Genomic DNA, 26,067 nt, shown 5'->3' on the forward strand with positions numbered 1-26,067 from the left:
GGGACAAAAACTGCTATTTTATTTCTTTTGAAATTGAAGCATTGACAAACAGAATATCACCAAGTTCATCATAAGCAGTAAATACATTACTTCCAAGCTCCTTGATTTTCTCATCCCTAAAACCCATTATGGTAAGGGCTGCATTTTGGGATCTTTCAGTGATGATATCAGTAATGGTCTGGTTGCCAACAGAACTTATTATCTCAATATTTTTGAATGTAATAGGCAGTCGGCCCGACTCAATAAGAGTCTCCAGTTCCTCGCGGGTTTGCTCCCTGAAACCTGGGGAGCAGATACTGAATATTTTTATATAGCTTTTGCGCCAGTCAGGGTGGGCCAATATTATGTAGCCCAGTAATATCATCAGGTTTGTGTTGTTGATATCCGTAGGTCTTATCCAGACATGGATGCCGTTCTGAGGTTTGATTTGCTTCTTAGATCCGGCAAAGATGCATACATCAAAGTCTCCGGCCTTTGTCAGTTTTATATTATCCAGTATTCTGTGTATTTCTTCCGGCTGTTCCTTGTCAAATTCAAATACAACCATATTATTCTCCATCCCTGAGATTGACGGAGCCTGTATTACCTGTGCTATTGCAGAAGTATAGGACGGTGAGATCATTGTGTCAATATAAAGTCCACTGTTTTCCTCCTTCTGCAGCTCAATTAGCTTTGCAAGAATCTCTTTTGATTCAAGATGGGTCTGCCGACTATAATAACCTTCAATAAAATGGAAATATGTTCCAAAACCGTGTTTGTAGCTAATCCATTTCATAAGGTTTAGCACCTTGTCTCTTTCAAAGGAGTGAGGCGATATACATACTGCAGAAGGACGCCATTCTTCCTGATCCTTGTCTATATTATTATTTTGTACATAAACCTGTATGGATCTGTTGAGCTGGAACAACGCCCCCTTGAAAATATTAACAACTCCTTTCTGATGCTTGTTGTAGTGTTCTATAACAAGGTAAATTATAATTATTATTGAATAGGAGGCAATTGTGTAAAGTGGACTGATCTGAAACATTGACCATATAGATAGTAAGAATCCGGCAAGCGACAGATACCAGCGAGATTTGAACCTGGGTCTGTATGATGGTGGAGCTCCGAAATGGTTGAGAAAAGAAATAAGACAAAGAGAACCATACGTAATCAGGAAGAACATTGAGATAATACCTGCTACCAGATTTACATTACCAAAAGCAACGAAAATGCCAGCAATTAAGAAGGTTAGTATGGTTGCATTATACGGTTCCCGATTCTCGCCCCTGACTCTCGACATAAGGATGTTAAATTTACGCAAAGGCAGGCTTTTATCTGCCGCAACTGCCTGAAGCGTACGTGGTGCAACAAGAGCGGCACCAAGAGCAGAAGATGAAGTTGATGCAGCAAGTCCAAGAGGTATGATAATTGCTCCTCCAATAGCTATCTTCGACATAATAAGCTGATGCTCGAGCAGGTCGGCCTGAGAAGCCGATACTGAAAACTTCCAGACTAACAATAGATACACTATCATACCAGTAAGTGTAGCACAAATAGTTCCCAGAGGTATTGATTTTCCTGGGTTTTTCAAATCTCCACTCAAACCTACTCCTGCGGTCATTCCTGTAAAGGCTGGAAAACAAATTGCAAATACCATGAAAAAGCTTTCCGGATTAAAGAAACCAAAGTTGTTACCAGGTATTCTTAGTGCCTCATCTGTTTCTATTGGTTTTCCTAGAAAGAAGAGAAGTATCACTCCAAACACAATTACAGTGACGATGATCAGGGTTTTTACACCCATCGAAGAGCCTTTCTTTAACATCAGCAAGGCTAGGAGGATAAGGGCCGGGAGGCTGATCGCCTGTCTTGGCAGAACCCATCCGAAATAGCCTTGCCACCAGTTAAACAGAGGCTCAAATGCCTCAGTAAAGGCTACAATATAAAAAGCAACACTAATTGTTTGCGAGAAATAAAGGGCAATACCTATTGTCGTACCAATCTTTAGTCCGAAGGATCGGCTTATTATAAAATACTCCCCGCCACCTTCAACCCTGGTATTTGTAGAAAGCTCAGAAATTGCTAATGCAGTTGGAATAGTAATTAGGTGACCCAATAAGACTAACAGGATTGCTCCCCAAAATCCAAGAGTGCCTACTGCAAACCCGAAGCGAAGGAAGAGAATGGCTCCAAGAATAGTGGATACAGCTGTAAAGAACACCGAACCTGTACCAAAGCCATTAGCTTTGGCATGAGACAGACTGCCTTTTTCCATGGGGTCAATAATTACTGTTTCAACTAAATTAAGCAAATTAGGGAAATCTGTAGGCTATTTGCCCTCTTTTTTCAGCTCCTCTTTTGCCTTGTCCCAATAGAAATTTAGTTCATCAAGATTCATCTTTTTCAGATCGAGTCCCTTTTTTATTGTCTCCTGTTCCATCAGACTGAAGCGGTCGAGAAACTTGCGATTTGTGCGCTCCAGGGCATCTTCAGGATTGATGTTGTAAAGCCTTGCTGCATTGATAAGTGAGAAGAAAACGTCCCCAAATTCATCTTCTATCTTATCCATATCTCCGGTAGCAATCTCCTGCTTCAACTCTTCAAGTTCTTCGGCAACCTTGTCCCATACCTGGTTTTTCTCATCCCAGTCAAAGCCAACACCACGGGCTTTATCCTGCATTCTGTATGCCTTTATCATTGCAGGTAGGGAAGAGGGTACACCTGAGAGAACAGACTTATTGCCATCCTTTTCTTTTAGCTTCAGCTTTTCCCAGTTTTCCTCTACCTCCCTTTTATTGGCTACCTCGACCTCAGCGAATATATGTGGGTGCCTGTAAATCAACTTATCGATGAGCTGTTGCATTACTGTTCCAATATCAAAACTGCCTTTTTCCTCACCAATACGTGAATAAAATACTATATGCAGGAGCAGGTCTCCCAGTTCCTTGCTTATCAGCTTGTCATCGTTCTTTAGTATGGCTTCTGAAAGCTCATATGTTTCTTCGATTGTCAGAGTCCTTAGTGACTCATTGGTCTGTACCTTGTCCCAGGGGCACTTTTCCCTGAGTAGATTCATTACTTCCAGTAATTCCTGAAATTTATCCTTCTTGTCTTGCATAATATTGAGGAAAAGATTATCGCTCGTGAAAACTATATTCAAATCTTACTAAAACCATTAAGTGTTTTTATGGTTTTAGTGTTAGGGAAAAAAGCAAGATGCCCCTTGAGCCATCTGCGAAAAATATCGTTAATTTGCATCAGCAAAAATATGAATTAGCGCCGTTTTATGATTGAAAAACTGATTTATCTTGAATCAATAGATTTGATTGAGTTCTGGGGCATCAACAGTTCCAAGCTTGATATAGTTAAGGCGTATTTTCCAAAACTTAAGATAGTTTCCCGCGGCAACTGGCTTAAGGCTATGGGGGATGAGGAGGAAATTGCTGCATTTGAAGAGAAAATCAACGCAATAATCGAACACTACCATCAATACAATATACTCAAGGAAGAGACAGTCATAGATCTACTTGCAGGTGGAGGAACAGTGGTTAACGGTAGTACCAGAGAAGAAGATGATGATGTAATCTTATTTGGAGTAAATGGAAGGCCGATAAAAAGCCGCACAGAGAATCAGCGTAAAATGGTCAAAGCTGCGCTTAGCAATGACCTGATCTTTGCAATAGGTCCTGCCGGTAGTGGCAAGACTTATACTGCAATAGCACTTGCAGTAAGGTCACTTAAGCGTAAGGAGGTCAAGAGGATAATCCTGAGTCGTCCTGCTGTTGAAGCCGGTGAAAAACTCGGGTTTTTGCCTGGTGATATGAAGGAGAAAATTGATCCTTATCTTCAACCCCTGTATGATGCGCTGATGGATATGATTCCTGCTGCTAAACTGAAGGAATATATGGAGTATGGCACTATACAGATTGCACCTCTGGCCTTTATGCGTGGTCGGACACTTAATAATGCCTTTGTGATACTTGATGAAGCCCAAAATACCACAACAAACCAGCTTAAAATGTTTCTGACCCGTATGGGCGACAGTGCCAAGTTTGTTGTAACGGGTGACATTACCCAGATAGACCTTCCCAATCCCCAGAATTCGGGATTGGTGCAGGCTATGCGTATCCTTAAGGGAATCAAGGGTATTGAAAGGATCAAATTTAATGTTAAAGACATAGTGCGACACAGACTTGTACAGGACATTGTCGAAGCCTATGAAAAGGAATAAGTACTGTTAACCTTATATTTCTGAGCTATAATGGAAAATGCAATTGTAAAGAGCAACTTTAAATTCCCCGGGCAGAAGTCACTGTATACCGGTAAGGTTCGTGACGTATACAACATCGACAATAAATACCTGGTGATGATAGTAAGCGACAGGATCTCAGCCTTTGACGTGGTACTTCCAAAGGGTATTCCTTATAAAGGACAGGTGCTGAATCAGATAGCAGGTAAGTTTCTTGATGCCACTGCTGATATTGTGCCAAACTGGAAGATTGGTATGCCTGATCCGATGGTTACTGTAGGACATATCTGCGAACCCTTCAAGGTAGAAATGGTAATACGTGGTTATCTTACCGGTCATGCCTGGCGTGAGTATAAGTCTGGCAAAAGGCAGCTTTGCGGAGTTCCAATGCCTGACGGCATGAAGGAAAATCAGAGGTTTGATCAGCCACTTATTACACCTACTACCAAGGCAGATCAAGGACACGACCTTGATATTTCCCGTGAGGAGATTATTAGTCAGGGACTTGTAAGCGAAGAAGATTATATCCTTTTGGAGAAATATACCCGTGAGCTCTTTAAGAGGGGAACAGAGATGGCCGATAAGATGGGTCTTATCCTTGTTGATACCAAGTATGAGTTTGGTAAAAAAGACGGCAAGATCTACTTAATCGACGAGATTCACACTCCCGATTCATCACGTTACTTCTACAAAGAAGGATATCTGGAACGACTTGAGAAGGGAGAGGAGCAAAAGCAGCTTTCAAAGGAATTTGTTCGCCAATGGCTTATAGCTAACGGTTTCCAGGGCAAGGAAGGACAAAGTGTTCCTGAGATGAGTGAGGAGTTTGTTGCTTCAGTATCTGAGCGTTATATTGAACTCTTCGAACAAATTACCGGTGAAAAGTTCCAAAAGGCTGATGCACATAACGTAAGTGCAAGAATAGAGAAAAACGTAACAGAGTTTCTTAATACACTAAAATAAGACTGAAGGGAGGGGCAGACCCCGGCCTTCTGAGTCATAAAAAAAGAGGTTGTCCAATTAAGGGCAACCTCTTTTTCAATTTAAGCAAGTTGTTTTTTTTCACCAGATTGCAAAGTTTATCCGCGGTTACAATAAATTGATTTGCTACAAACTACATCTGCTAGCGAAACCATAGTTTCAGGCAATGCACTTTTATCCCTGTATTATAAATACTACCTGTTTTTTATGCAGATCAGGCAGGGAAGCAGATTTCCATGCTCCAACGGTTTTTGTCCTTATAAACTGATCAGGCAGTGTCACATCGCAGGCTATGCACAGTCTGGTAAGAGGTGAACATACCACCAGGATATCCTCCAGCAGCTGCATATTACGAAAGGGAGTTTCAATAAAAACCTGTGACTGATGCTCAGCTCTTGATCTGTTTTCAAGCCTTTTAAGAGCCTTCGCACGTTCATCTTTTTTGATTGGTATATAGCCATTAAAGGCAAAGCTTTGTCCATTCATCCCAGAGGCCATAATTGAAAGCAGGATGGAAGAAGGACCAACAAGAGGCACTACCTCAAAGCCATTGTCATGGGCCAGTCTTACCAGTTCGGCACCCGGATCAGCAACTCCAGGACAGCCAGCCTCTGAAATCAGTCCCATGTCATGACCTTCCTTCATAGGCTTCAGATATCCTGTCCATTCCTCTTCAGTGCTATGCTTGTTGAGAGTGTAAAACTGAGATCCGTCTATATCCATGTTCCTGTCAAGCAGTTTAAGATAACGTCTTGCATTTCTGAGGTCTTCTACAACAAAGTGTTTTAGTGTTACTGCCCTTGCAGCAACAACCTCAGGTATTACATGGTTAGTTTCCTGAGAGCCGAGAGTATTGGGTATCAGATAGAGTTTGCCTTTCATTTTTGTCGTGTTTGGACATCAAAGATATTTCTTCTGTAGGGATGGCACCAAACTTTTGTGAGCGGAAATAAAGAGCGACCCTTTGATATTAATATTCCTACCTGATTAACACCATGTTATTCCATACCTACCATATATCCGGCCAGTATGGATTGGCGTTTAGGATAAGTGGATACAAAAACCTTTATTTACTTTGAACTCATTCCAAAAAAAGCGATTTTTGCACCGCTTAAGGAGAAAACAAAATGCGTAAACGACTATTTAACCTGCATACAATACTTGAAAAGAGGGTTTTAACTGATTCAACCTTTGTACTGAAGTTTGAACGTAACGGACTTGAATTTGTGCCCGGTCAGCATATCCAGGTAGGACCGCCAAATGGAATAAACACACGGGAGTATTCAATATATAGTGGAGTAGATGATGATTTCCTGGAAATTCTAGTAAGGGAGATTAGTCTGGGCCAGGTTTCCCCATCACTAGCACGATTGAAAGCAGGTGACAGTGTTGTAGTAAATGATGCTGTGGGTTATTTTACCCTAAATGAGGCAGGCATACAGAAATCTAAGTTTCTGTTTATTGCAAGCGGAACCGGGATATCTCCATTTCACAGTTTTGTACGTTCCTACCCACATCTGGATTACAGGATTATACACGGAGTAAGATTTGCAACTGAGACTTATGAGAAGAACAGTTATCCCAGAGACAGGTACTTTGCCTGCACCTCAAGAGATGCCAGTGGAGATTTTCATGGAAGGGTAACAGAGTACCTCAGTGAAAACCCCGTAAGTCCCGATACTTTGTGTTATCTTTGCGGGAACTGTGATATGATACATGATGTGTTTGATATCCTTGAAAAACAAGGTGTTAATTCGGAAAATGTATTCACGGAAGTATATTTTTAACATGGCAGAGTCTGTTTGACTTAGGAAAGTAGTTAGAAGCTCATACCTAAGGGACTAAGACCAGTCCGGATACGGGAAGCGCAGTTCACATAGTAAAATGTAGACTGCAGTGCAGATAAATTGACTTAGCATCAGGAATATGAAGTACCATTTAGTGATATTGGGTTGTCAGATGAACCATGCCGACGCAGAACGCGTGCAGGCAATAATGGCAAAACTGGGTTATGTTCAGACTGAAAAGGAAGAGGATGCTGATATTATAGGAATAATAGCCTGTTCTGTCAGGCAGAAGGCCATAGACAAGGTATATTCAAAGATAGCAAAGTGGAACAAATGGAAGAATAAGAAGAATCTTATCACCTTTGTTTCTGGTTGTATCCTGCCTGATGACCAGCAGAAATTCCTGAAGCTGTTTGACCTTGTCTTTGATATGAAGGAGCTGGCATCCTTCCCGGCAATGCTGAGTCAGTATGGTGTTACTACTCCCATATCCAATAATCCTGTAGTTGACTCTGAGGAGATGAAGGAAGTGGCCCGCCCGGCCACTCCGGCTGAGAAACTCAATTTTGCCGGACTAAAGCCAGTTTCCAAGGTAGCAGCACCTCCACAAACCTGGGAGGTGACTCCGATCTACAATAGTGATTTCGAGGCATTTATTCCCATACAAAACGGATGCAATAAGTTTTGCACCTTTTGTGCAGTTCCCTACACCCGCGGACGTGAGGTAAGTCGTCACTCTGTAGATATCCTTGAGGAAGCAAAGCATCTGATAGCACGTGGATACAAGAGTATCACCCTGCTTGGTCAGAATGTAAACTCCTATGGTCTGGACAAGAAGGGTGCTGAATTAAGTTTTGCAGAACTTATAGACCAGCTTGGAGAGATGGCCGATAATTCAGGCAGGGAGGTATGGATTTACTTTACCTCTCCGCACCCCAGGGATATGAAGCGTGATGTAATTGAAGCCATTGCAAGGAGACGTTCACTTGCCAAGCAGATACACCTGCCGGTTCAGTCGGGCGACGACAAGGTTTTAATAAGGATGAACCGTAAGCACAGCATGGACCGCTACCGTGAGGTAGTAGGCTGGATCAGGGAGTTAGTTCCACAGGCCACACTCTTTACCGACATTATAGTTGGCTTTACCGGGGAGACTGATGAGCAGTTTGAAAACACCCGTAAGGCAATGTACGAGTTTAAATATAACATGGCCTATATTGCAATGTATTCACCTCGTCCCGGTGCGGCATCCTATGCCTGGGCTGACGATGTAGCCATTGCAGTAAAAAAACAGCGTTATGCAGTGCTTAGCAGGGATCTTGAGAAGGTAGCCATAGAATATACAAAACACCTGAAGGATAAAACAGTTCGTGTGTTAGTACGAGGAACGGACCGTAAGGAAGGGTATCTGAGCGGTCACACAGAAGGCAAGATAATAGTGCGCTTTCAATCGGATGACATGAGTCTGGTTGGAAAGTTTGTTGATGTAAGGATTGATTCGGTACGACCCTTTAGTGCTGAAGGCGAGTTAGTTGGAGTGGAAGCTTTACAGCTTGGATAAGCTTTAAAATAAGGAAGGCTGAATAATGAAAGTAGCATTTAGAACCCTGGGATGCAGGCTCAACCAGTATGAGATGGATGCACTTGCTGCCCAGTTTAAGGATAACGGATACGAGGTCTCCGAGCAGGAACATAACGCTGATATAGTAGTTGTAAACACCTGTACGGTAACCAACCAGAGTAATCAGAAGTCAAGACAAGCCATAAGTCACGCTACACGAGTAAATCCGGGTGCCAGGATGATCATAACAGGCTGCATGACAGAGAGTCATGCAGGCCAGTTGCAGCAGAAATTTCCCAATGCTACAATAATAAACAACAAGGCCAAGAGCGCCATTTTTCATTCGGTAGACTCACTGTTGAAGGGTGGTTCACCAGTACTTTCAGACAAAGATTTCGACCTTTTCAGTTATCAGTCCTTTACTGAGATGTTTCATACCCGCAGCCTGGTCAAGATACAGGATGGCTGCGATAACTTCTGTACCTTCTGTATCATCCCCTTTGTAAGGGGGCGGGCTATAAGCAGGCCTTCCGAAAAAGTACTCGAGAATGTGAGGGATGTGGTTGCAAAAGGTGCAAAGGAAATAGTACTGACCGGGGTTAATATCAGCAGGTATAACCATGAGGGATTGGGATTTTCAGGTTTGCTTGAACAAATACTTGATGTTGAAGGGGATTTCAGGGTAAGGATTTCGTCTATCGAACCAGACCGCTTTAATGACCATTTCTTCAGTCTTGTAGGGCATCCCAAACTGGCACCTCACCTTCACCTGTGCCTGCAAAGCGGAAGTGACCGTATCCTGCTGCAGATGCGCAGGATGTACTCTGTGAAGGATTTCATGAAAATAGTTGAAAACGTAAGGAAAAAGGATCCTCTGTTTAACTTTACCACAGATGTTATAGTCGGTTTCCCCGGGGAAACCGAACAGGAATTTGCCGATACGATGAAACTTTCCAAGGAGGTCGGTTTTGGCCATATGCATATTTTCAAGTATTCAGTAAGGCAGAATACAAGGGCTGCAAGGATGCCGGAACAAGTCAACGAGAAGATCAAGACTGAGAGAAGCCGCAGGATGCATGAACTGGCTGCTAAACTTCAAAAAGACTACAGAGCCGCTTTTGATAATACTGAGCAACGTATCCTTGTTGAAAAGTGGGAGAATGGCATGGCGTCAGGCTATAATGGCTACTATGTTCCCATGCAGTTCGCCAGTGAAAACAAGAAACGCAACCGCTTTGAGACTGTACTTGCAAGGGTAAAGGATTTCTGACAGGGACATTTAGGTTACAAGAAAATCGAAGATTTAGTTTTCTTCATCAGAGCTGCACTTTTGCGTTATCGTACCATGGCTCATTAGTCCCTCAAGTACAATTCTCCACAGTAAAAATTAAGCACTAGCTGAACAGATTTAGGGATAATCTTGTAATTTAGCCTGAAACGCTGGCTTTGTGAAACTAAGAGTTACTGTATTGGGATCGGGAACTTCTTTGGGGGTTCCCATGATTGCCTGTCGTTGCAAGGTTTGCACCTCAGGTAATCCGAAAGATAAAAGGCTTAGACCTTCCGTATTAATTCAGGTCGGAGATAAGAATATAGTAATCGACATTGGTCCTGATTTCAGGATGCAGATGCTAAACAACGATATCAGACATGTGGACGGGATACTGATGACCCATTCACATCGCGACCATACTGCAGGTTTGGACGATCTGAGAGCCTTCAACTGGTTAAACAAAAAGGCTGTGCGTATGTATGCCGAACAACCCGTCATAGAGGTACTAAAGCATGATTTCTGGTATGCATTTACCGAGACTAAGTTTGAAGGCCTTCCTGATATAGAATTTCAAGCAATTGATGATAAGCCGTTTACAATGGAAGGTGTTGAAATAGTACCTGTCAGGCTTATGCATCATAGGTTACCTGTCCTTGGATACAGAGTGGGGGATTTTAGTTACCTGACCGACACTAATTTTGTACCACATGATGAATACGCCAAGCTAAAAGGGACAAAAGTGCTGATAGTTGACGGACTGCGCTTTGAGGAGCATATATCGCATTTCAACATTAAGCAGGCACTTGAGCTCATTGAAGAGATCAGACCGGAGAAGGCTTATATCACGCATATAAGTCACCAACTGGGCCTCCATGACGAAATAAATGCAAAGCTTCCGGCTAATGTCGAATTGGCTTATGACGGTTTGGTACTAGATCTTAACTGATCTCTGATGAGGAAATAATATGAACACCACGTTTTTCGAGATCCTCAAAGGCTTTCAATGTGTCAGCATTATCCATACCCCTTGTTGCATCTGTTAGAACGTAGGTTTCATAGCCAAGGAGAACAGCATCCTTTGCTGTATTGTAAACACCTCGGTCAGCCGCCAGACCACAGATATAAACAGCAGCTATGCCATTCCTTCTGAGATAGGCATGAAGTCCGGTTTCCTTCATATGACCATTATCATAAAAGCCACTGTAGGAGTCAATATCCGGGTCACTGCCCTTGAAGATAAAGTTGCTTATCAGTGCCTGATTAAGCAAGGGCGAGATTTCAGCACCGGGACTCCCCTGAATGCAGTGATCCGGCCATAGAGTTTGGTTCTGACCAGCCAGTTTGATTACATCACCCGGTTTACGACCGTCATGATTGGATGCCAGGCAACCATGGTTGACAGGGTGCCAGTCACGGGTTGCTACAATAATCCTGAAGTACTTCTGAATATTGTTTATAACCGGTATTATCTCGTCACCTCCGGGAACTTGCATTGGTCCACCTGGAAGATAGTCGTTTTGAAGATCTAGAATTATTAAGGCTTTCATTTCGGTCAAACCCTCCTTTTCTGAAGTATTTAACAAATATAAGCGGAAAGGTCTTATCCAGCAAAAAAGAACTGTAATATTAGTACATCCATTCAGTAAGCCCGGAAATAAAGGTCTATCCAGATATTTAAATGCAAACTATTCCAGATTCAGAAATGGCTAAAACCTTTTCCGGGACCTTTTGCAAGAACTTTACCATCCTTTTTCCAGGTCAATTCACTGCCATCTGTAATTTGTCCAATAGGATAGAGGCAGGTTGAAAACTCCCGTGAATATGCTTTAGCAACAGAATCAAAGAGATCCTTACTAATAGTCAGCAGGAGGCAGTAATCTTCACCTCCGGAAGTCGCAAAATAATACGGGTCTAACTGTCTGTCACTACAAAAAGTTCTGAGTTCATCTGAGAGAGGAAGGCCATTCAGGTCTATGACTGCTCCCTTACCTGATCTGTTAAGGATATGGCCAATATCAGACGCAATACCATCACTTACATCCATCATACAATTTACCCCATCCTGAGTGGCAAGCCAGCTTCCTTCTTTAACGCAGGGCTCCGGTTTGGTGTGTTTTGCAACAAGTTGCTCATTTACTCCTTCACACCCCAAACTGTTAAGCAGAATATGAAGTCCGGCAGCTGAATCACCCAATTTGCCAGTAACAGCCACTATATCTCCGGTTTGGGCCCCTGAACGAAGACGAGCTCTGCCTTTGGCAACCTTACCAAGGATGGTAACGCTAATAACCAGCTTCTCACCAGAGCGGGTTGTATCACCACCCATAAGAGGAACAGCGAATCTGCGGCTCAAATCATGGTATCCGTCAAGCAGACAGTCCATATACTCAAGGTCCAGATCAGGCGGAATTGCCAGTGACAAAAATGAAGCAACAGGACTGCCTCCCATAGCGGCAATATCGCTTAGATTAACGGCCAGTGACTTATATCCAAGGTCATAAGAGCTAATCTTGTCCCGTAGAAAATGTACATCCTCCACTAGCATATCGGTACTTACCACAAGTTCACCGTCCCCTTCCACTGGAATCACCGCACAGTCATCTCCAATGCCTGTGCTCCCGGGTCCGAGAAGGTCGTCAAACTTACCGGAAAACCTTTTGATAAAGCCAAATTCCCCTATTGAAGATAAATTCATATATCAGACTTTGAGTTGCAAAAATAGGGAAAATAAAGCAAAAAGGCCTTGAATCCGAAGATTCAAGGCCGTGTATTTAAGTAAGCCTAAAGGATGGACTAGTAGTACTTTTTGTCAAGTACTTTTAGACGATCCTTAGTCTCTTCAACAATTCTTTTGTAGTAATCCTGGCTGTAACCGGGGAATTCTGCATGTGCAGGATTACCATGTTCATTTCTCAGAAAAACACCATTCTTTTCAGGATGCAGGTTACCATCGAGATACTTAACCATCAGGAATTCACCAAGTTTCTTCCATTTATCAACAGTCTGGCGTGACTGTTCATGGCTATAGTCAGTTAGAAAGGCCTTAGCATATTCAGGATTGGCCTTATACAATTTGGCAGCTGCCTCATCGATAATGGGACCGTAGAGTTCAAACTTATCTTCAAGTTCTGTCTGAACCTTGCGGATATCTGTAATCATGTGGCTGTAGCGGTTGTAAGCCTGATTGGCAACCCAGTTGAATACCCAGAAAGCAGAATTCCATGAGAAAGTGAGCAGATCAGCCTCACCCTGAGCATAGTTTTCAGGAATAGAGGTCATACCCATGTACATCGGCACAAAAACGGTCATATTGGCATCATCAACACCAAACCAAAGGATACCTCCTACAGGATTTGGAAGCCAGCTACGCATCTGTGCAACAAAGGTAAAGCCTGTCTGCTGCGTTGCAATGGCACGTTCATTAAAGTAAGTCTCACCGTCAACTTCCCATGTCAGAGGTCTCCAGCGATAAGGAGCAGAGTAGGGACCTGCGCCCGGATCCTGTGACATTGAAAGGGGAGTGCCTTCATAGGTGTCACGCATAATGTTTTGTACATCCCTTACGCTTACCTTCTTTTCAGGCTTAATAAACAAAGGAAGTCTTTCATCAGATTTGCCCAAAGCGAAATCAACATACTTGTCCATTTCCGAGTTTACATTTCGGAAGGCACTCCAAACACGGGCTTCGCAGAAGCGAACCGCTTCGAAGTCAAGAGGAGCGTATGCATCTGCAAAACTGAATTCATCATCCTTACCATCAAAGTATCCCTTTTCACTGGCAAACTTTATAACATCCTTTGAATACATCACATTCTCCTTATCCTTACGGTTGAAGGTTGTGATACGTGCCTGGTTGGCGTGAGCTGACACATAACCGTCAGGGATTCTTACAGCAACCCATACAGTTCCCTTATTTTCACTACCCTTGCCAATCATTTCAAGGATCCATACTTCATTGGGATCAGCGATTGAGAAGGATTCTCCCGAACTGTAATAGCCGTATTGTTCAGTCAGATCGGCCATAATGCTGATAGCTTCACGTGCGGTACGAGCTCTCTGCAGAGTAATATAGATAAGACTTCCGTAATCAATAATACCTGTTGTGTCAACCAGTTCGCTTCGTCCGCCGAAAGTTGTTTCGGCTATTGTAAGCTGGTGTTCATTCATATTGCCAATAACAGTATAGGTCTTCCTTGCCTGTGGTATCTGACCAAGGTATTTACCGGTATCCCATTCATAAACGTTTAGCATCTCACCCTCAGGCCATTCCCTTCCGGGCCAGTAATATAGTTCACCATACAGATCATGCGAATCCGCTGAATAAGAAATTATGGTTGAACCGTCAACCGAGGCTCCCTTTGTAACCAGCACATTTGTGCAGGCCTCACTAGTGTTAAATCCTCCCGTCACTCCAACAGTCAGAAGGAGAATAGCAAAAGCTCTTTTTCCAATCATATTTATTATAGTGTTAGCAATTCTAATTCGTACAAATATATCTTTTTTCCCTAAGCATTCTAATGATTACAGTCATACCACTACCGGAGCACTTGTAACCTTTGCTGGTGTTAGCACTCTTTCGCCATCCCATCTGTATGCCAGGAGTTTTCCCTTGTTGGCTACGCATCCGTCGATGCAGCAAAGATTTTCCTTTAACACCCCTGCATCCTGTCCGGCGCAATAATGTCCGAAGATAAAAGCCGGTTTACTTTCATTATAAACTTCAAATGGTTGCAATACCTGTTGAGGAACTGTATAATCTGGCAGCAGGAAGCGGTTCCCGAAACTTAATTCCCTAAAGGTCTTTCCATCCGGCTCTTCCCACCATTTGATACGGAAGTTTTTACGGTTTACATTCTTCGAATCCTTAATAATTAGATTATCAGGGAGATTGAGTTCGATACCCCTTGTAGTCTGCCTTACAGCATGGGCAAAGTTGCTCTTACCTGAGAATATCTCCTTAATCATCCGTTTTTTGAGTTTCCCTCCGGCAAGAGTATCGGATATAAGGCTAATATGAGCATCGCTCCAGTAAGCATGCGCAATTCTTAGACCATCAAATTCAAGATAAAAGGGGAGTGTTCTGAGCCATTTTACGTAGCTCTTGAGCAGCGGTTTTTCGCCGGTAAACTGTGCTTTAATGGCATCAAGTTGCTTCTTGTTGGATTCCGGTGGTTTGTATAAAGCTCTGCCATCCTTGCCATTTGTGAAATAGCCAATCATGTTGAGTTCATGATTACCCAATACGGCATAGGCAAAGCCACTATCGGTCATCAGTCTTATAGTTTCAAGCACTCCCCGCGTATCCGGACCACGGCTTACGAAGTCACCAATAAACACAGCACATCTGAGGGGGTGTTGCCAAACACCCCCGACTTTATGATAGCCCATAGCTGACAACAGATCGATCAGCTCATCATAATAGCCGTGGATATCCCCGATTATGTCCAGTCTTTCGTATACTCTTTCCCCGGTATTATCAATCATCCCATCACTTATTGTCTAATTTCTGATCAAAGAGTGCAGCAGTTTTTCAGCCTGTCTTAGGCACCCAGGTATTTGAATAACTCATATGCTAAAAAGGCCGGCCATACCAGGGCTTTGAGAAAGCCTATTACTCCAGCCCAGAACCCAACGGCCTGTGAAATAAAGTACACTGCGGATCCTACTAAACCCAGGAAATAAATAGCACCTGATGCGCCCGATTCTTTGCTCATAATAGAGGGATTTATGGTTTAACTTAGCATCCTGACACTAATTAAAATCATCTGAAGCACAGGACGCAATTGTAAATATAAGAGGCAGGCCTTGTTTGTCCAAAGAAAATCATAAAAACATACCGTTATCCAATGCTTAAATTCGCTAGTATCATATGTCTGCTTTACTGCAAGTAATATTTGCGGAGATTGGCAGGTCAGAGATTATTTTTGCTATTTTTGCGGAAATTAAAAGGAGTAAAGATGTTTGAGAATCTATCGGAAAAACTTGAAAGATCGTTTAAACTGCTAAAAGGGCAGGGCAAGATAACCGAGATCAATGTAGCGGAGACCCTGAAAGAGGTACGCAGGGCATTGCTGGATGCTGACGTTAACTTTAAGATAGCCAAGACCTTTACCGAAGCAGTTAAGGAAAAGGCACTGGGTCAGGATGTACTTACAGCCGTAAAGCCTCAGCAAATGATGGTCAAGATCGTTCACGATGAGTTGACCGACCTGATGGGAGGTGTTAGTACTGATATTAATATTAAAGCCAATCCTTCAATTATCCTTATAGCCGGTTTGCAAGGTTCCGGTAAAACCACTTTTTCAGGTAAACTTGCAAATCTCCTGAAGACAAAAAGAGGCAAGAAGCCAATGCTTGTTGCCGGTGACGTCTATCGTCCAGCTGCTATCAACCAATTGCAGGTACTTGGTGAACAGATTGGAGTGCCCGTCTTTACCCAGGAAGGCAGCAAGAATCCGGTTCAGATTGCAAAAGATGCAATCAGGGATGCCAAACAAAAGGGATGTGACGTTGTAATTATCGATACCGCCGGTCGTCTGGCAGTTGACGAAGAGATGATGAATGAAATCAGTGCCGTCAAGAAGGCTGTTGATCCTCATGAAATCCTCTTTGTGGTTGACTCTATGACCGGTCAGGATGCTGTAAATACTGCCAAGGAATTCAACGACAGGTTGGACTTTGATGGAGTTGTGCTTACAAAGCTTGATGGTGATACCCGTGGTGGTGCAGCTCTTTCTATCAGAAGTGTAGTAAACAAGCCTATCAAGTTTGTAGGTACTGGTGAAAAGATGGATGCACTCGATGTATTCCACCCCAGTCGTATGGCCGACCGTATCCTTGGAATGGGTGACATCGTCTCACTGGTTGAAAGGGCACAGGAGCAGTTTGATGCCGAAGAAGCCCGCAAGCTACAAAAGAAGCTTCAGAAGAATCAGTTTGACTTCAACGACTTCCTTTCCCAGATCCAGCAGATCAAGAAGATGGGTAGCCTTAAGGATCTTGCATCTATGATCCCGGGAATGGGCAAGGCCATCAAGGATATGGATTTTGATGATGATGCCTTCAAAGGCATTGAAGCTATTATATTCTCAATGACCCCTGATGAAAGAGCCAATCCCGCTATTATCAATGGAAGTCGCCGCAAGAGGATTGCTGCTGGTAGCGGAACCTCTATACAGGAAGTAAACAGGCTGTTGAAGCAGTTTGAAGATACACGAAAGATCATGAAGATGGCAGGTCAGGGAAAGAATCTCACAAGAGCACTTGCTGGAATGCAACCAGGCCGCAGACCATAATCTTATAACTATTAAACTAAGGGAACGATGCAACTATTGGACGGAAAACTGACTTCGGCTCAAATAAAGGATGAGATAGCTGCTGAAGTAAAGGAAATGCTATCCAGAGGTAAGAGAAGGCCACATCTGGCAGCTGTTCTTGTTGGCAATGACGGTGGAAGTGAAACTTATGTGTCGGCCAAGATAAAGGCCTGTGAGAGTGTGGGGTTTGCATCAACCCTGGTCAGGTTTGATTCAAATGTTACTGAAGAGGAGCTCCTGGAAGCTGTTGATAAGCTAAACAAGGATCCGGAGATAGACGGTTTTATCGTTCAGTTGCCACTTCCTGTCCATATCTCAGAAGAAAAGGTTACCGAGGCAATAAATCCTGCAAAGGATGTTGACGGTTTCCATCCGCAGAACCTTGGCAGAATGATCACAGGTGCAGACACCTTTGTTTCAGCCACTCCGCAGGGTATTATGGAGCTCTTGAAGCGATATAACGTGGAAACACGTGGTAAGCATGTGGTTGTTATTGGCCGTAGCAATATTGTTGGTCGTCCTTTAAGTATACTGTTGTCGCTAAAAGGAAATCCTGGTGACGCCACTGTCACTGTTTGCCACAGTCGTACAAGAAATCTTCAGGAGCTGTGTCTGCAGGCCGATATTATCGTTGCAGCACTGGGTGTGCCTGAATTTCTTAAAGCAGATATGGTGAAGGAAGGTGCAGTAGTGATAGACGTGGGAACAACAAGAGTACATGCCCCTGAGACTAAGAACGGATGGAAACTAAAAGGTGATGTGGACTTTGAGCATGTTGCACCGAAGTGCAGCTATATCACTCCAGTTCCCGGAGGAGTTGGTCCTATGACAATAGCATCACTGCTATTAAATACATTGAAAGCAGCAAGAAAAAGGGATTAAGCCTATAGGCTTAATCCCAAAAATCTTCTACTGCATCTATTTTTGCACCCAGACTTAGGCTACTTTCAACAACCGGCGGGTTACCCTTGTATTTAAGCTCCGAACCGGTACCAAGTCTTGCCTTCAGTTTTTCTGTTACCCAAATCTCAATATCAGCTCCTGTATTTGCTCTGATATCAGCTTCTTTAACGTGGAACTCACCAGCCTTTACATCAGCGCCGGCCGTAGCATTCAGGCGAAAGATATTGGCTTCACCAGCCAGTTCTATTTCTGTAGTAGCCGCACTTATTTCTAGTTCACCGATAGTCAACTCAAGGAGTTCTATCTCAGTATTTGAGCCAGCCTCTATCCTCAATTTTTCGAGTTCGATATCCCACTGGCTGTAAAGCCCGCCTCCGCTTAGGATATTGATATTTTTGAGGTTCTGAAAATGAAGGTACACGTTTACAGCTACCTCATCGCCATAGGTGCGACCTTTCATGCGGATACTGAGCTCCTTACTGTTTTGCTCGATTACTACCTCGCTTGTCGGAGCATTCTCTATATGTATCTCGGCCATTGGACTTTCACCTTCTACAAGGGTGACATTAATCCCGCGCGAGATACGCAAATTCTCAAAAGGAGCGAGTTCCCTTGTTTCAATACTCTGTGCCCTTAATCCGGAAAAACTGGTAATTGCTAAAGCCACTACTAATGTAATATACTTCATAGTCGTTTATTTGTTATCTAATTGTCAATAATCAAGCCACAAATATTTCATATTGCTAACCTCATGGGTCAGGGAGGTAACGCTTATTGCTGACACTGGTCATATCCCGTCAGCTACTCATGTTTTTAACTAAGCAATTCCATAATCTCTTCCTTACTAAGATCTGAAAGTGGGTTGTTGCTGTTGACGAACATATCCGCAAGTTCAGTCTTCCTTTGCTGCAGTTTGGCTATCTTTTCCTCAATTGTGTCGCTTGAAATAAAGCGGTAAACAAAGACATTCCTTGTCTGACCGATCCTATGTGCGCGGTTGATAGCCTGTGCCTCTGCCGCCGGATTCCACCAGGGGTTAAGCATAAAGACATAGTCAGCCTTTACAAGATTAAGTCCCACACCCCCTGCCTTAAGAGAGATAAGGAAGATTGGAGCCTTTTCATTGAACTCTTCAATAACCTTTTGTCTTTCCTGAGTGGCACCTGTGAGCATTGAATACGTTAGTTTTCTGTCTTTTAAGGCTCTTTCAAGTATCTCAAGGTCCTTGACAAAGGAAGAGAAAACAAGGACGTTGTGCCCCTCGGAAACAATGCTCTCGAGGTTATCAACAATCTGTTCAAACTTACCGGAAGAGCCTACGTAGGTTTCGTCAACCATTAGGGGGTGGTTGGCTATCTGCCTCAGGCGGGTGAGCGCCTGAAGTGCCAATAGTTTGGTCTGATCAGCATCCTTCGCCTCAAAGATCTTAGAGATAGTATTACGAATCCCGGATTTTTCCTTCTCATAATAGGACTTTTGATCAGCCGTCATATCACAATAAAGAGTCTGTTCCATAAGCGGAGGCAGGTCTCTTGCAACTTCCTCTTTTCTTCGCCTGAGCAAAAATGGCTGTATCAGTTTCTTGAGTTTAAGCTCCTTTTCCTCATCACTTTGTCTGGTAATAGGCTGCACAAAGCTGCGCTTAAAGAAGGCAAGCGAACCAAGCAGACCTTTGTTAACTAGGTTCATCTGTGCCCAAAGGTCTGTCAGCGAGTTTTCTATCGGAGTACCCGTCAGACTAAGTCTGTAGCGCGACTCTACCTGCTTGACAGCATCATAGATCTTGGAGCTGGGATTCTTAACATACTGGCTTTCATCGAGGATAAAGTAATGGAAACTACAATGTTTAAGCAGTTCGATATCATTTCTCAGTATGCCATAGGATGTCAGAACCACATGATAGTGATTGAAAATCCGGCCTATACTCTTGGATCTTAGCCTATTGCCCCCTGTGAAGTTGTATATTTTAAGTGCAGGGGCAAACTTCTTAAATTCAGCCTGCCAGTTGTGTACCAGTGAGGTAGGCATCACGATCAGAGATGGGGGTAGGGAACCCTCGTTCCGCTTTACACTGCCGCTGTCGTCCTGATAGATTCTGAGCAGCATTGTAATGGTTTGCAAAGTCTTGCCAAGACCCATATCATCTGCAAGAATACCACCATATCCGTTCTCCCTGAGGAAATTAAGCCATGCATAGCCTTCCAGCTGATAAGGTCTTAGTGTTGCGTTCAGACCAACAGGTAGAGAAGTTTCCGGAAATACCGGAACAACATTCTCTCCGCTTTTGTGCCCATTGACATTAACGCTGCTAACCCTTTCCATAATACTGAAATGGGCGCGTGGCAGTTTGATACTATCCTTCTCTACCTTAGCATAGTCAAAGAGTTCGCTAAAGCGGGTAAACCATTCAGGAGGCAAAAGGAAGAGGCGTCCGTCAGGCAATATATATGCGGGGTCGCCTTCTATCAGGTTCTTCCTGAATTTAAGAAAGGGAATGATAAAATCGCCAATACGCACACTTACATGAATATCAAACCAGTCATTATCCTCCTGGCTTTTGATATCAAGTCCGGGCAGATCTAGTGCAATCTGCCTGTCTTCAAACTCAGTATTTATTGAAAAACCTTCCTTCTCAAGCTTTTCGCGATTGGTCCTAAGCCATTCGGCAAGTCTGGCCAGTGCCCTTGCGTCACCAGTTTCCTCATCCTCTAAAACAGGCTTAAAGAGCGCATCTCCACATCTTCTTAGCCCCAGATTATGCAGTTTTTCAACAGCTGCCTGTTCGAATCCAAAATCACGTCTAATCCTGAAAAAGCGGTATTTTCCATCCTTGTAAATGCAATCTACAAAAACAGAGGCCTTATTATCGGCCAGAAAGACCCGGTTGAAATATCTAAAGTTGAGGCCTACTACCGGCTCCAGATTTAAATCCTTTAGCAGGGAAAGGTGAGGAGATGGCTGATCATTACTTTCCTCTATCGTAAATCCTTCAGCAATAACTTCGTATGTCCTTATACAGTTTGCCACAAAGCCCTTCATATAGTCATCCAGCCTTGAGGAGGGTACCTGTATAGTGTACTTGTCAAGGAAGGGCTTTAGCTTATTATGGTCAATATCGTCAAAGTAATAAATACGGTTGCCAATCCTGATTACAGCATTTCTTTTGCAAATAAACCCGATCTCTCTGTCTTTCAGGGAAAACTCCTTGGCTTGTTGTCCGGGTATTTCCTGAAGTATCCTCAGAGAGTAGCTTAAACCCTCTGGTTTAAGCATAAAATAAAACAGGGCTTTTGCAGGAAGAGGCGGAATGTTTAATATATCAGTATTGTACAGGTTTCCAAAGGCAGCATCTTTGTAGTATGCATTTACATCTGAGCTGGCCAGAACCTTAATAGCCTGAAACAGAACGCTATCAATAAAGGGTAGTATATGACTATGTAATAGCTTATGACCTGGCAACCCATCGATAAACAACCTAAGACTATCCTCACGGCCAAACTTCCTATAGAGTTGCTGATCGCTGATCTGTGACAGTATATTGATCAGTTCTTTTTCATCGTTGGTAAACCGCCTTTCATCTTTCCTGATATGTTCAGGAGTGGCATGTTCAAGTAGTTCGATAGGCTTATTATCCCCAATTACAGCAAGATAGGGGATAGCCGTTAGACCAATATTCCTCTTTTGGGCAAAAACTACGATCAACTGCTCCATTTATGTTGGTTTGAACTACATGAACCTACAAATATACAAAAACGATGGGCAGCAAACCTAACAATAGTCAGCCTTTCAGGTAAAAAAATGCCTGAATGTGGTTTGGTCAAACTTCTAAAGCCATGATATAAAACATATCACAACGCTGAAGTGAATCTTTGCTTTGCCATTACCGGGAAGAAAAAGGCATCATGGATGCAAGGAGATAGAATGCAGTATCCAATCGATGTGTGAAATGGTGAACAAATACAACTGCTGCTGGTTTTCATGATAAACAGATGGACGTTAAAAAACTACTATCTGTATAAACAACATACTTCATTAAAATTTGATATGACACATTTGATAATTTCAGCACATCCCTCACCCAGGAGTTTTACTAATTATCTGGCATCAGAACTTGAGAGCCGATACAAAGCAGCTGGCATGAGTGTAGTATGGAGAAACCTGTATAAGGGAAGTTTCAAGGCAGTGCTTGATCCTGATGACCTGGAGGCACTAAAAACAAGCGATATCCCATCTGATATAAAGGCGGAGCAGGAGCTAATACGAAATGCAGACCTGATTTCAATTGTCTATCCACTGTGGTGGGCCAGTTTCCCTGCAATACTCAAGGGCTATATAGACCGGGTATTGACAAAAGGCTTTGCATTTGATTATGGACCAGATGGTGCAAAAGGGCTCTTGCAGGGTAAGCACGTACTGATTCACACTACCATGGGCAATAGTGTTGCTGAGTACAACCGTAAGGGTTTGCTTGAGGCTTTCAGAGCAATTCAGGGTAAGGAAGTATTCGAATACTGCGGAATGGAGGTAGTTGGACATCAGTTTTATGAAGAGATTACATCTGCCGACAAAGAAAAAAGGGAGGAGTACCTGCGTTGCGCTCTTAATATGTATCCTGAAATTAACTAACTTTTATTACGTAATATACAGTATTGTATTAAAGTATTACTTTAAATTAAGCCAAACTTTTAGACAATGGATTTTGCCGGCTCGTGCCGGCAAAATTGTTTTAGGCCGTTTCATTTTCTTAATTTTGTGGAAACAAAGAGTTGATATGGCGGATGATGTATACAGGACTATAGATGGCCCGGCCGAAGGGCTTTACAAGGAAAAGGGCAGCAAGTTTCTTGCCTATGCCTGGCCTGTGGAGAACGAAGAAGAAGCAAAGGAGTATATAAATGAACTGCGTACTAAGTATTATGATGCCCGTCACCACTGTTTTGCCTGGCAATTGGGCTATGATGGAATGAACTACAGGGTCAATGATGACGGTGAGCCATCGGGTACAGCAGGGAAGCCAATACATGGTCAGATTCGCAGTAACGAACTGACAAATATCCTAATAGTGGTTGTGCGTTATTTTGGGGGTACCAAACTGGGTGTAAGTGGACTAATAAATGCATATAAGGTTGCAGCAGCTGACGCACTTGCAAATGCAAGGATAATAGAGAAGACAATCAACAAAAACATTGAAATAGCCTTCCCATATGAGTCTATGAATGGGGTAATGCGTATTATAAAGGATGAAGAACCCGAGGTATTAAGTCAGGACTTCAACCTGTCTTGCAGGATGCTGCTGAGCATACGCAAAGGCAAATCTGAGCAACTTAAGAATAAATTGCAAACGGTTGATGGTCTTATATTTGAAAATGATTAACTAAAGCAAAGCTTAGGGTTGGAGCATAGGATATGAAGCCAACTGATGGTAAATCTGGAATGCACTTTTACCGGCTTTTATATTCACCTTCACTTCTTCAGATGTTAGCTTTCCAAATGAGTCCTGTTGCTCTAATGTCAGAACCTGTTCACCTTCCGGCATGCTAACCCTTGTGTAATACAATGAATAGGGAAGAGACTGCCAGTTACGAGTATCAGCCTTTTCTGTCATGGCATTTACAATACTGACTATTGCACCAAGATTATCATTCTCCTTACGGGCAACATATTCCATAGCCTGTTTGGTAGCAATCCTTAGCAGGTTATTTCCAATCTCCCTCAGCATTCTGTCCCTAAGTGACTGGAAGGCTATCTTATTTATATTTTCAGCCATTTCAAGTTTATGACTTTCCCCGTTGTAGTTTAATTGGGCTCCTACATATACAGGGGGGCGCTCTACGTATTTAGGAAAGGCAACACGAATAACTGATAAGTCCTTAAGCTGTGACTGTGTTGAAGACGACACACTGCTTAGAGTTATTGGATAGCTGAAATTAAGTTCCTCGCTGCCAAAGAGCAACAGACCGTCCTTGTAGCCCATGTTTGTCAGGTTGAGACTCCATTCTGCCTTAACGGGACCCAATCCGTTCATCCAGATATAGACAAGGTCACCTTGTCCATCCTTCATTTCCGGGGTCTTTAAGGCATACTTCTCCTCATAGAATCTAACCTCACTGTTGAAACCAACCTTCTTGGCACAATAGAGCAGATCCAGTTTCAGCTGTAGTGGAGGAGTAACTCCAAAGAGCTCATTGTAATCACTCTCATAAATCTCCAGAGCATTGCGATAGGCAATAAAAGCATTGTTGTAGTCACCTGCTGCCTGATAGATCATACCCATCAGGTTGTGGGCAAAAGCATCGCGGGTATAGCGGCTCTTGTTTTCCTTGTATTTTTCGTTAAACTGCATCAGGCGGATATCTATCCTCCGGCATTCCACAAGTGCACTTTCATAATCATTCATCGCAATGAAGTTGAAAGCCTTGTAAAAATGGATCATGATGGATTCAAAATCCTCCGGTTTATATGGCCTGGCCATGGGGTTGGTAACGAGGGCCAATGCTTCTGTACCAAAGCTCTTGCTGTAATCTTCGATGTAATAATCGGCCTTGTTGAAGTACTCATTACTTGCTTCATGCTCGCCCAGCATGAAGTGAACCAGGCCACGGTTCATGAAATAGAGAACCCTGTGGTTGTCCTCGGCCCATTTTTTATCCTTCTCCAGTTCCTTGTATGCAGCCTGAAAATCTCCAGCAGCAATCTTCTCCTGGAGAATAGCAGTTTTTTGATAAAATGTGGCACAGGAACTTAAAAGCAGCGTTATCCCTGCGGATAACGCTACCTGTCTTGCTCTACTTAATGAAAACCGAGAACGCATGAAAATCAGTTAGTAATATATTTGCGAATCCTCTTGTCACCAATCCAAACAACTTCACTAGATTCGATATCAGTAAGTTCCAGATTTACCTGATAATAAGTTACTTTTTCTTTTTTGTAGCTGTCAACTATTGAGTTAATATCACCATTAAGCATGTAGTCAGCACCAAGTTCCTGCCCCCAACGCTTGGCAGTTTCAATAGAAGCAAAATCTTGTTGTGAAGCACGCTCACGACGTAGTTCTTCTCTCTTCTCTCCGGCCTGTACCAGACGAACCCTACCGCTATTGATGAAAGCGCGTTCAACGTCTTTAATAAAGGTTTCAGCATTGATGTGTTCGTGTGACTTGTTATAAACCAGACCAACGATTACAACAGGTCTTTCACCTGTCTTTCTTACATGCTGATCGAGCCATCCTGCATTAAGAATCTGGTCAACCATAGCTTCAGCCGTCATCCTGGAGTCAGAATCATTCCAGCGTCCACTCAAATCAATTGTCTCCTCTGTGCCTATACGCTCTACGCTGTGCGACTTGCAGCCTTGCAGGCCAAATCCCAAAACCAGCACTGTTGCAATAAGTAAATGCTTCATATTAAGAATGTTTGGTTAATACACTTATTATTAATTCAGACGATTTAGATTCAAAACTTATACCAAAGTTTAGGCATTTTGGTTATTCAAATTGCCCAAATAATGCTTTAATTCTTTCAGAAGTCTTTCAGTTCCCCCTTCCTTTAATTCTATCATGAAGTCCAATACATGATCATAATAACCAGATCTTCCGGCTTTAAAGCCGGAAAGAGACATGGCTGCAAGCCACTCAATGGGGGTATGGTTGGAATTATCCAAAACAAGCAGGATATCGAATTTTTTTTCAATAAAGGCATCAAAATACTCACCTTTGGGTCGGAACAAGAAGTCGCATTCATTGGGTGTGAAAAAATACCATGACTTGTCGCTAATGTAGTCATGCGGCACCTTTTTTACACTATAATAGCCTATAGCACTTAATTCCTTAACACCAGGTAATTCCTTTAATAATGCCTTTATCAGGCTGACATCTTCCTTTTTGTTTGCATCGAATATAATGCCCAGACTTGAGGCCTGGTTCAGACCCCTGGCAACAACCTTTCTGTTACGCTTCTTAATGCGCTTCTTAAGAATACTCTTGCAAATCTTAGTTCTACATCCTTCAAATAATATCATTT

At 42.9% G+C, this 26,067-nt stretch carries 23 protein-coding genes; 10 read left to right on the top strand and 13 right to left on the bottom strand.

The window, feature by feature from the left end; genetic code table 11:
• Positions 1 to 13: 13 nt before the first annotated feature.
• Entirely contained in the window at positions 14 to 2,254 is a 2,241-nt protein-coding gene (locus tag M9189_RS06915) for an APC family permease (protein ID WP_250721957.1), read from the bottom strand.
• A 54-nt stretch (positions 2,255 to 2,308) separates the two neighbouring features.
• A complete protein-coding gene (gene mazG / locus M9189_RS06920) occupies positions 2,309 to 3,097 on the bottom strand; it encodes a nucleoside triphosphate pyrophosphohydrolase (RefSeq protein ID WP_250721958.1) in 789 nt (262 codons plus the stop codon).
• Positions 3,098 to 3,265: 168 nt separating this feature from the next.
• Here mazG and M9189_RS06925 point away from each other — a divergent pair, with 168 nt between their 5' ends.
• Entirely contained in the window at positions 3,266 to 4,210 is a 945-nt protein-coding gene (locus M9189_RS06925; protein ID WP_250721959.1) for a PhoH family protein, read from the top strand.
• Positions 4,211 to 4,240: 30 nt separating this feature from the next.
• Positions 4,241 to 5,191, top strand: a complete 951-nt coding sequence (locus M9189_RS06930; protein WP_250721960.1) for a phosphoribosylaminoimidazolesuccinocarboxamide synthase — start codon at positions 4,241 to 4,243, stop codon at positions 5,189 to 5,191.
• Between the two features lie 192 nt (positions 5,192 to 5,383).
• Here M9189_RS06930 and M9189_RS06935 read toward each other — a convergent pair whose 3' ends face one another.
• On the bottom strand, positions 5,384 to 6,091 hold the full coding sequence (locus M9189_RS06935; RefSeq protein WP_250721961.1) for an SAM-dependent methyltransferase: 708 nt from the start codon (positions 6,089 to 6,091) through the stop codon (positions 5,384 to 5,386).
• Positions 6,092 to 6,336: 245 nt separating this feature from the next.
• Here M9189_RS06935 and M9189_RS06940 point away from each other — a divergent pair, with 245 nt between their 5' ends.
• The 4 genes from M9189_RS06940 (at position 6,337) to M9189_RS06955 (ending at position 10,776) form a co-directional block, all read left to right on the top strand.
• On the top strand, positions 6,337 to 6,996 hold the full coding sequence (locus M9189_RS06940; protein ID WP_250721962.1) for a ferredoxin--NADP reductase: 660 nt from the start codon (positions 6,337 to 6,339) through the stop codon (positions 6,994 to 6,996).
• 139 nt (positions 6,997 to 7,135) lie between these two features.
• Positions 7,136 to 8,557: a MiaB/RimO family radical SAM methylthiotransferase gene (locus M9189_RS06945; RefSeq protein ID WP_250721963.1), complete on the top strand. Its 1,422-nt coding sequence runs from the start codon at positions 7,136 to 7,138 to the stop codon at positions 8,555 to 8,557.
• A 25-nt stretch (positions 8,558 to 8,582) separates the two neighbouring features.
• Complete coding sequence (gene mtaB / locus M9189_RS06950; RefSeq protein ID WP_250721964.1) at positions 8,583 to 9,827, top strand: tRNA (N(6)-L-threonylcarbamoyladenosine(37)-C(2))-methylthiotransferase MtaB; 1,245 nt, start codon at positions 8,583 to 8,585, stop codon at positions 9,825 to 9,827.
• Positions 9,828 to 10,005: 178 nt separating this feature from the next.
• Positions 10,006 to 10,776 carry an MBL fold metallo-hydrolase gene (locus M9189_RS06955; protein ID WP_250721965.1) on the top strand — a complete coding sequence of 257 codons (771 nt, stop codon included), beginning with the start codon at positions 10,006 to 10,008 and terminating at the stop codon, positions 10,774 to 10,776.
• Here M9189_RS06955 and pncA read toward each other — a convergent pair.
• The 5 genes from pncA to M9189_RS06980 form a co-directional block, all read right to left on the bottom strand.
• Positions 10,769 to 11,377, bottom strand: coding sequence for a bifunctional nicotinamidase/pyrazinamidase (gene pncA, locus M9189_RS06960; protein ID WP_250721966.1), 609 nt, complete (start codon positions 11,375 to 11,377; stop codon positions 10,769 to 10,771). The genes M9189_RS06955 and pncA overlap by 8 nt on opposite strands.
• Before the next feature lie 149 nt (positions 11,378 to 11,526).
• Entirely contained in the window at positions 11,527 to 12,525 is a 999-nt protein-coding gene (gene thiL, locus M9189_RS06965) for a thiamine-phosphate kinase (RefSeq protein WP_250721967.1), read from the bottom strand.
• 98 nt (positions 12,526 to 12,623) lie between these two features.
• Positions 12,624 to 14,285: a dipeptidase gene (locus tag M9189_RS06970; RefSeq protein WP_250721968.1), complete on the bottom strand. Its 1,662-nt coding sequence runs from the start codon at positions 14,283 to 14,285 to the stop codon at positions 12,624 to 12,626.
• Between the two features lie 72 nt (positions 14,286 to 14,357).
• Positions 14,358 to 15,314, bottom strand: coding sequence for a metallophosphoesterase (locus tag M9189_RS06975; RefSeq protein ID WP_250721969.1), 957 nt, complete (start codon positions 15,312 to 15,314; stop codon positions 14,358 to 14,360).
• A gap of 56 nt (positions 15,315 to 15,370) precedes the next feature.
• The gene (locus M9189_RS06980) at positions 15,371 to 15,544 is read right to left on the bottom strand and encodes a hypothetical protein (protein ID WP_250721970.1); all 174 of its coding nucleotides are present in this window, start codon (positions 15,542 to 15,544) and stop codon (positions 15,371 to 15,373) included.
• Positions 15,545 to 15,787: 243 nt separating this feature from the next.
• Here M9189_RS06980 and ffh point away from each other — a divergent pair, with 243 nt between their 5' ends.
• Positions 15,788 to 17,125, top strand: a complete 1,338-nt coding sequence (gene ffh / locus M9189_RS06985; protein WP_250721971.1) for a signal recognition particle protein — start codon at positions 15,788 to 15,790, stop codon at positions 17,123 to 17,125.
• 27 nt (positions 17,126 to 17,152) lie between these two features.
• The gene (locus tag M9189_RS06990) at positions 17,153 to 18,028 is read left to right on the top strand and encodes a bifunctional 5,10-methylenetetrahydrofolate dehydrogenase/5,10-methenyltetrahydrofolate cyclohydrolase (protein ID WP_250721972.1); all 876 of its coding nucleotides are present in this window, start codon (positions 17,153 to 17,155) and stop codon (positions 18,026 to 18,028) included.
• A gap of 10 nt (positions 18,029 to 18,038) precedes the next feature.
• Here the strand turns inward: M9189_RS06990 and M9189_RS06995 are convergent, their stop codons facing one another.
• On the bottom strand, positions 18,039 to 18,737 hold the full coding sequence (locus M9189_RS06995; RefSeq protein WP_250721973.1) for a GIN domain-containing protein: 699 nt from the start codon (positions 18,735 to 18,737) through the stop codon (positions 18,039 to 18,041).
• A gap of 125 nt (positions 18,738 to 18,862) precedes the next feature.
• Positions 18,863 to 21,760 carry a DEAD/DEAH box helicase gene (locus tag M9189_RS07000; protein ID WP_250721974.1) on the bottom strand — a complete coding sequence of 966 codons (2,898 nt, stop codon included), beginning with the start codon at positions 21,758 to 21,760 and terminating at the stop codon, positions 18,863 to 18,865.
• A gap of 333 nt (positions 21,761 to 22,093) precedes the next feature.
• Between M9189_RS07000 and M9189_RS07005 the strand changes: the two genes are divergently transcribed.
• Positions 22,094 to 22,675, top strand: a complete 582-nt coding sequence (locus M9189_RS07005; RefSeq protein ID WP_250721975.1) for an NAD(P)H-dependent oxidoreductase — start codon at positions 22,094 to 22,096, stop codon at positions 22,673 to 22,675.
• 145 nt (positions 22,676 to 22,820) lie between these two features.
• A complete protein-coding gene (locus tag M9189_RS07010; RefSeq protein WP_250721976.1) occupies positions 22,821 to 23,423 on the top strand; it encodes an IMPACT family protein in 603 nt (200 codons plus the stop codon).
• A gap of 12 nt (positions 23,424 to 23,435) precedes the next feature.
• On the opposite strand, the gene M9189_RS07015 is transcribed toward M9189_RS07010, so the two are convergent.
• From M9189_RS07015 to M9189_RS07025, 3 genes are all read right to left on the bottom strand, one after another.
• Positions 23,436 to 24,860, bottom strand: a complete 1,425-nt coding sequence (locus M9189_RS07015; protein WP_250721977.1) for a COG3014 family protein — start codon at positions 24,858 to 24,860, stop codon at positions 23,436 to 23,438.
• Positions 24,861 to 24,865: 5 nt separating this feature from the next.
• Positions 24,866 to 25,450, bottom strand: coding sequence for a penicillin-binding protein activator LpoB (locus tag M9189_RS07020; protein WP_250721978.1), 585 nt, complete (start codon positions 25,448 to 25,450; stop codon positions 24,866 to 24,868).
• A gap of 69 nt (positions 25,451 to 25,519) precedes the next feature.
• The gene (locus tag M9189_RS07025) at positions 25,520 to 26,065 is read right to left on the bottom strand and encodes a DUF6913 domain-containing protein (RefSeq protein WP_250721979.1); all 546 of its coding nucleotides are present in this window, start codon (positions 26,063 to 26,065) and stop codon (positions 25,520 to 25,522) included.
• Between the last annotated feature and the right edge of the window lie 2 nt (positions 26,066 to 26,067).

The sequence above is a fragment of the Xiashengella succiniciproducens genome (genome assembly GCF_023674465.1).
Lineage (GTDB): Bacteria > Bacteroidota > Bacteroidia > Bacteroidales > Marinilabiliaceae > Geofilum > Geofilum succiniciproducens.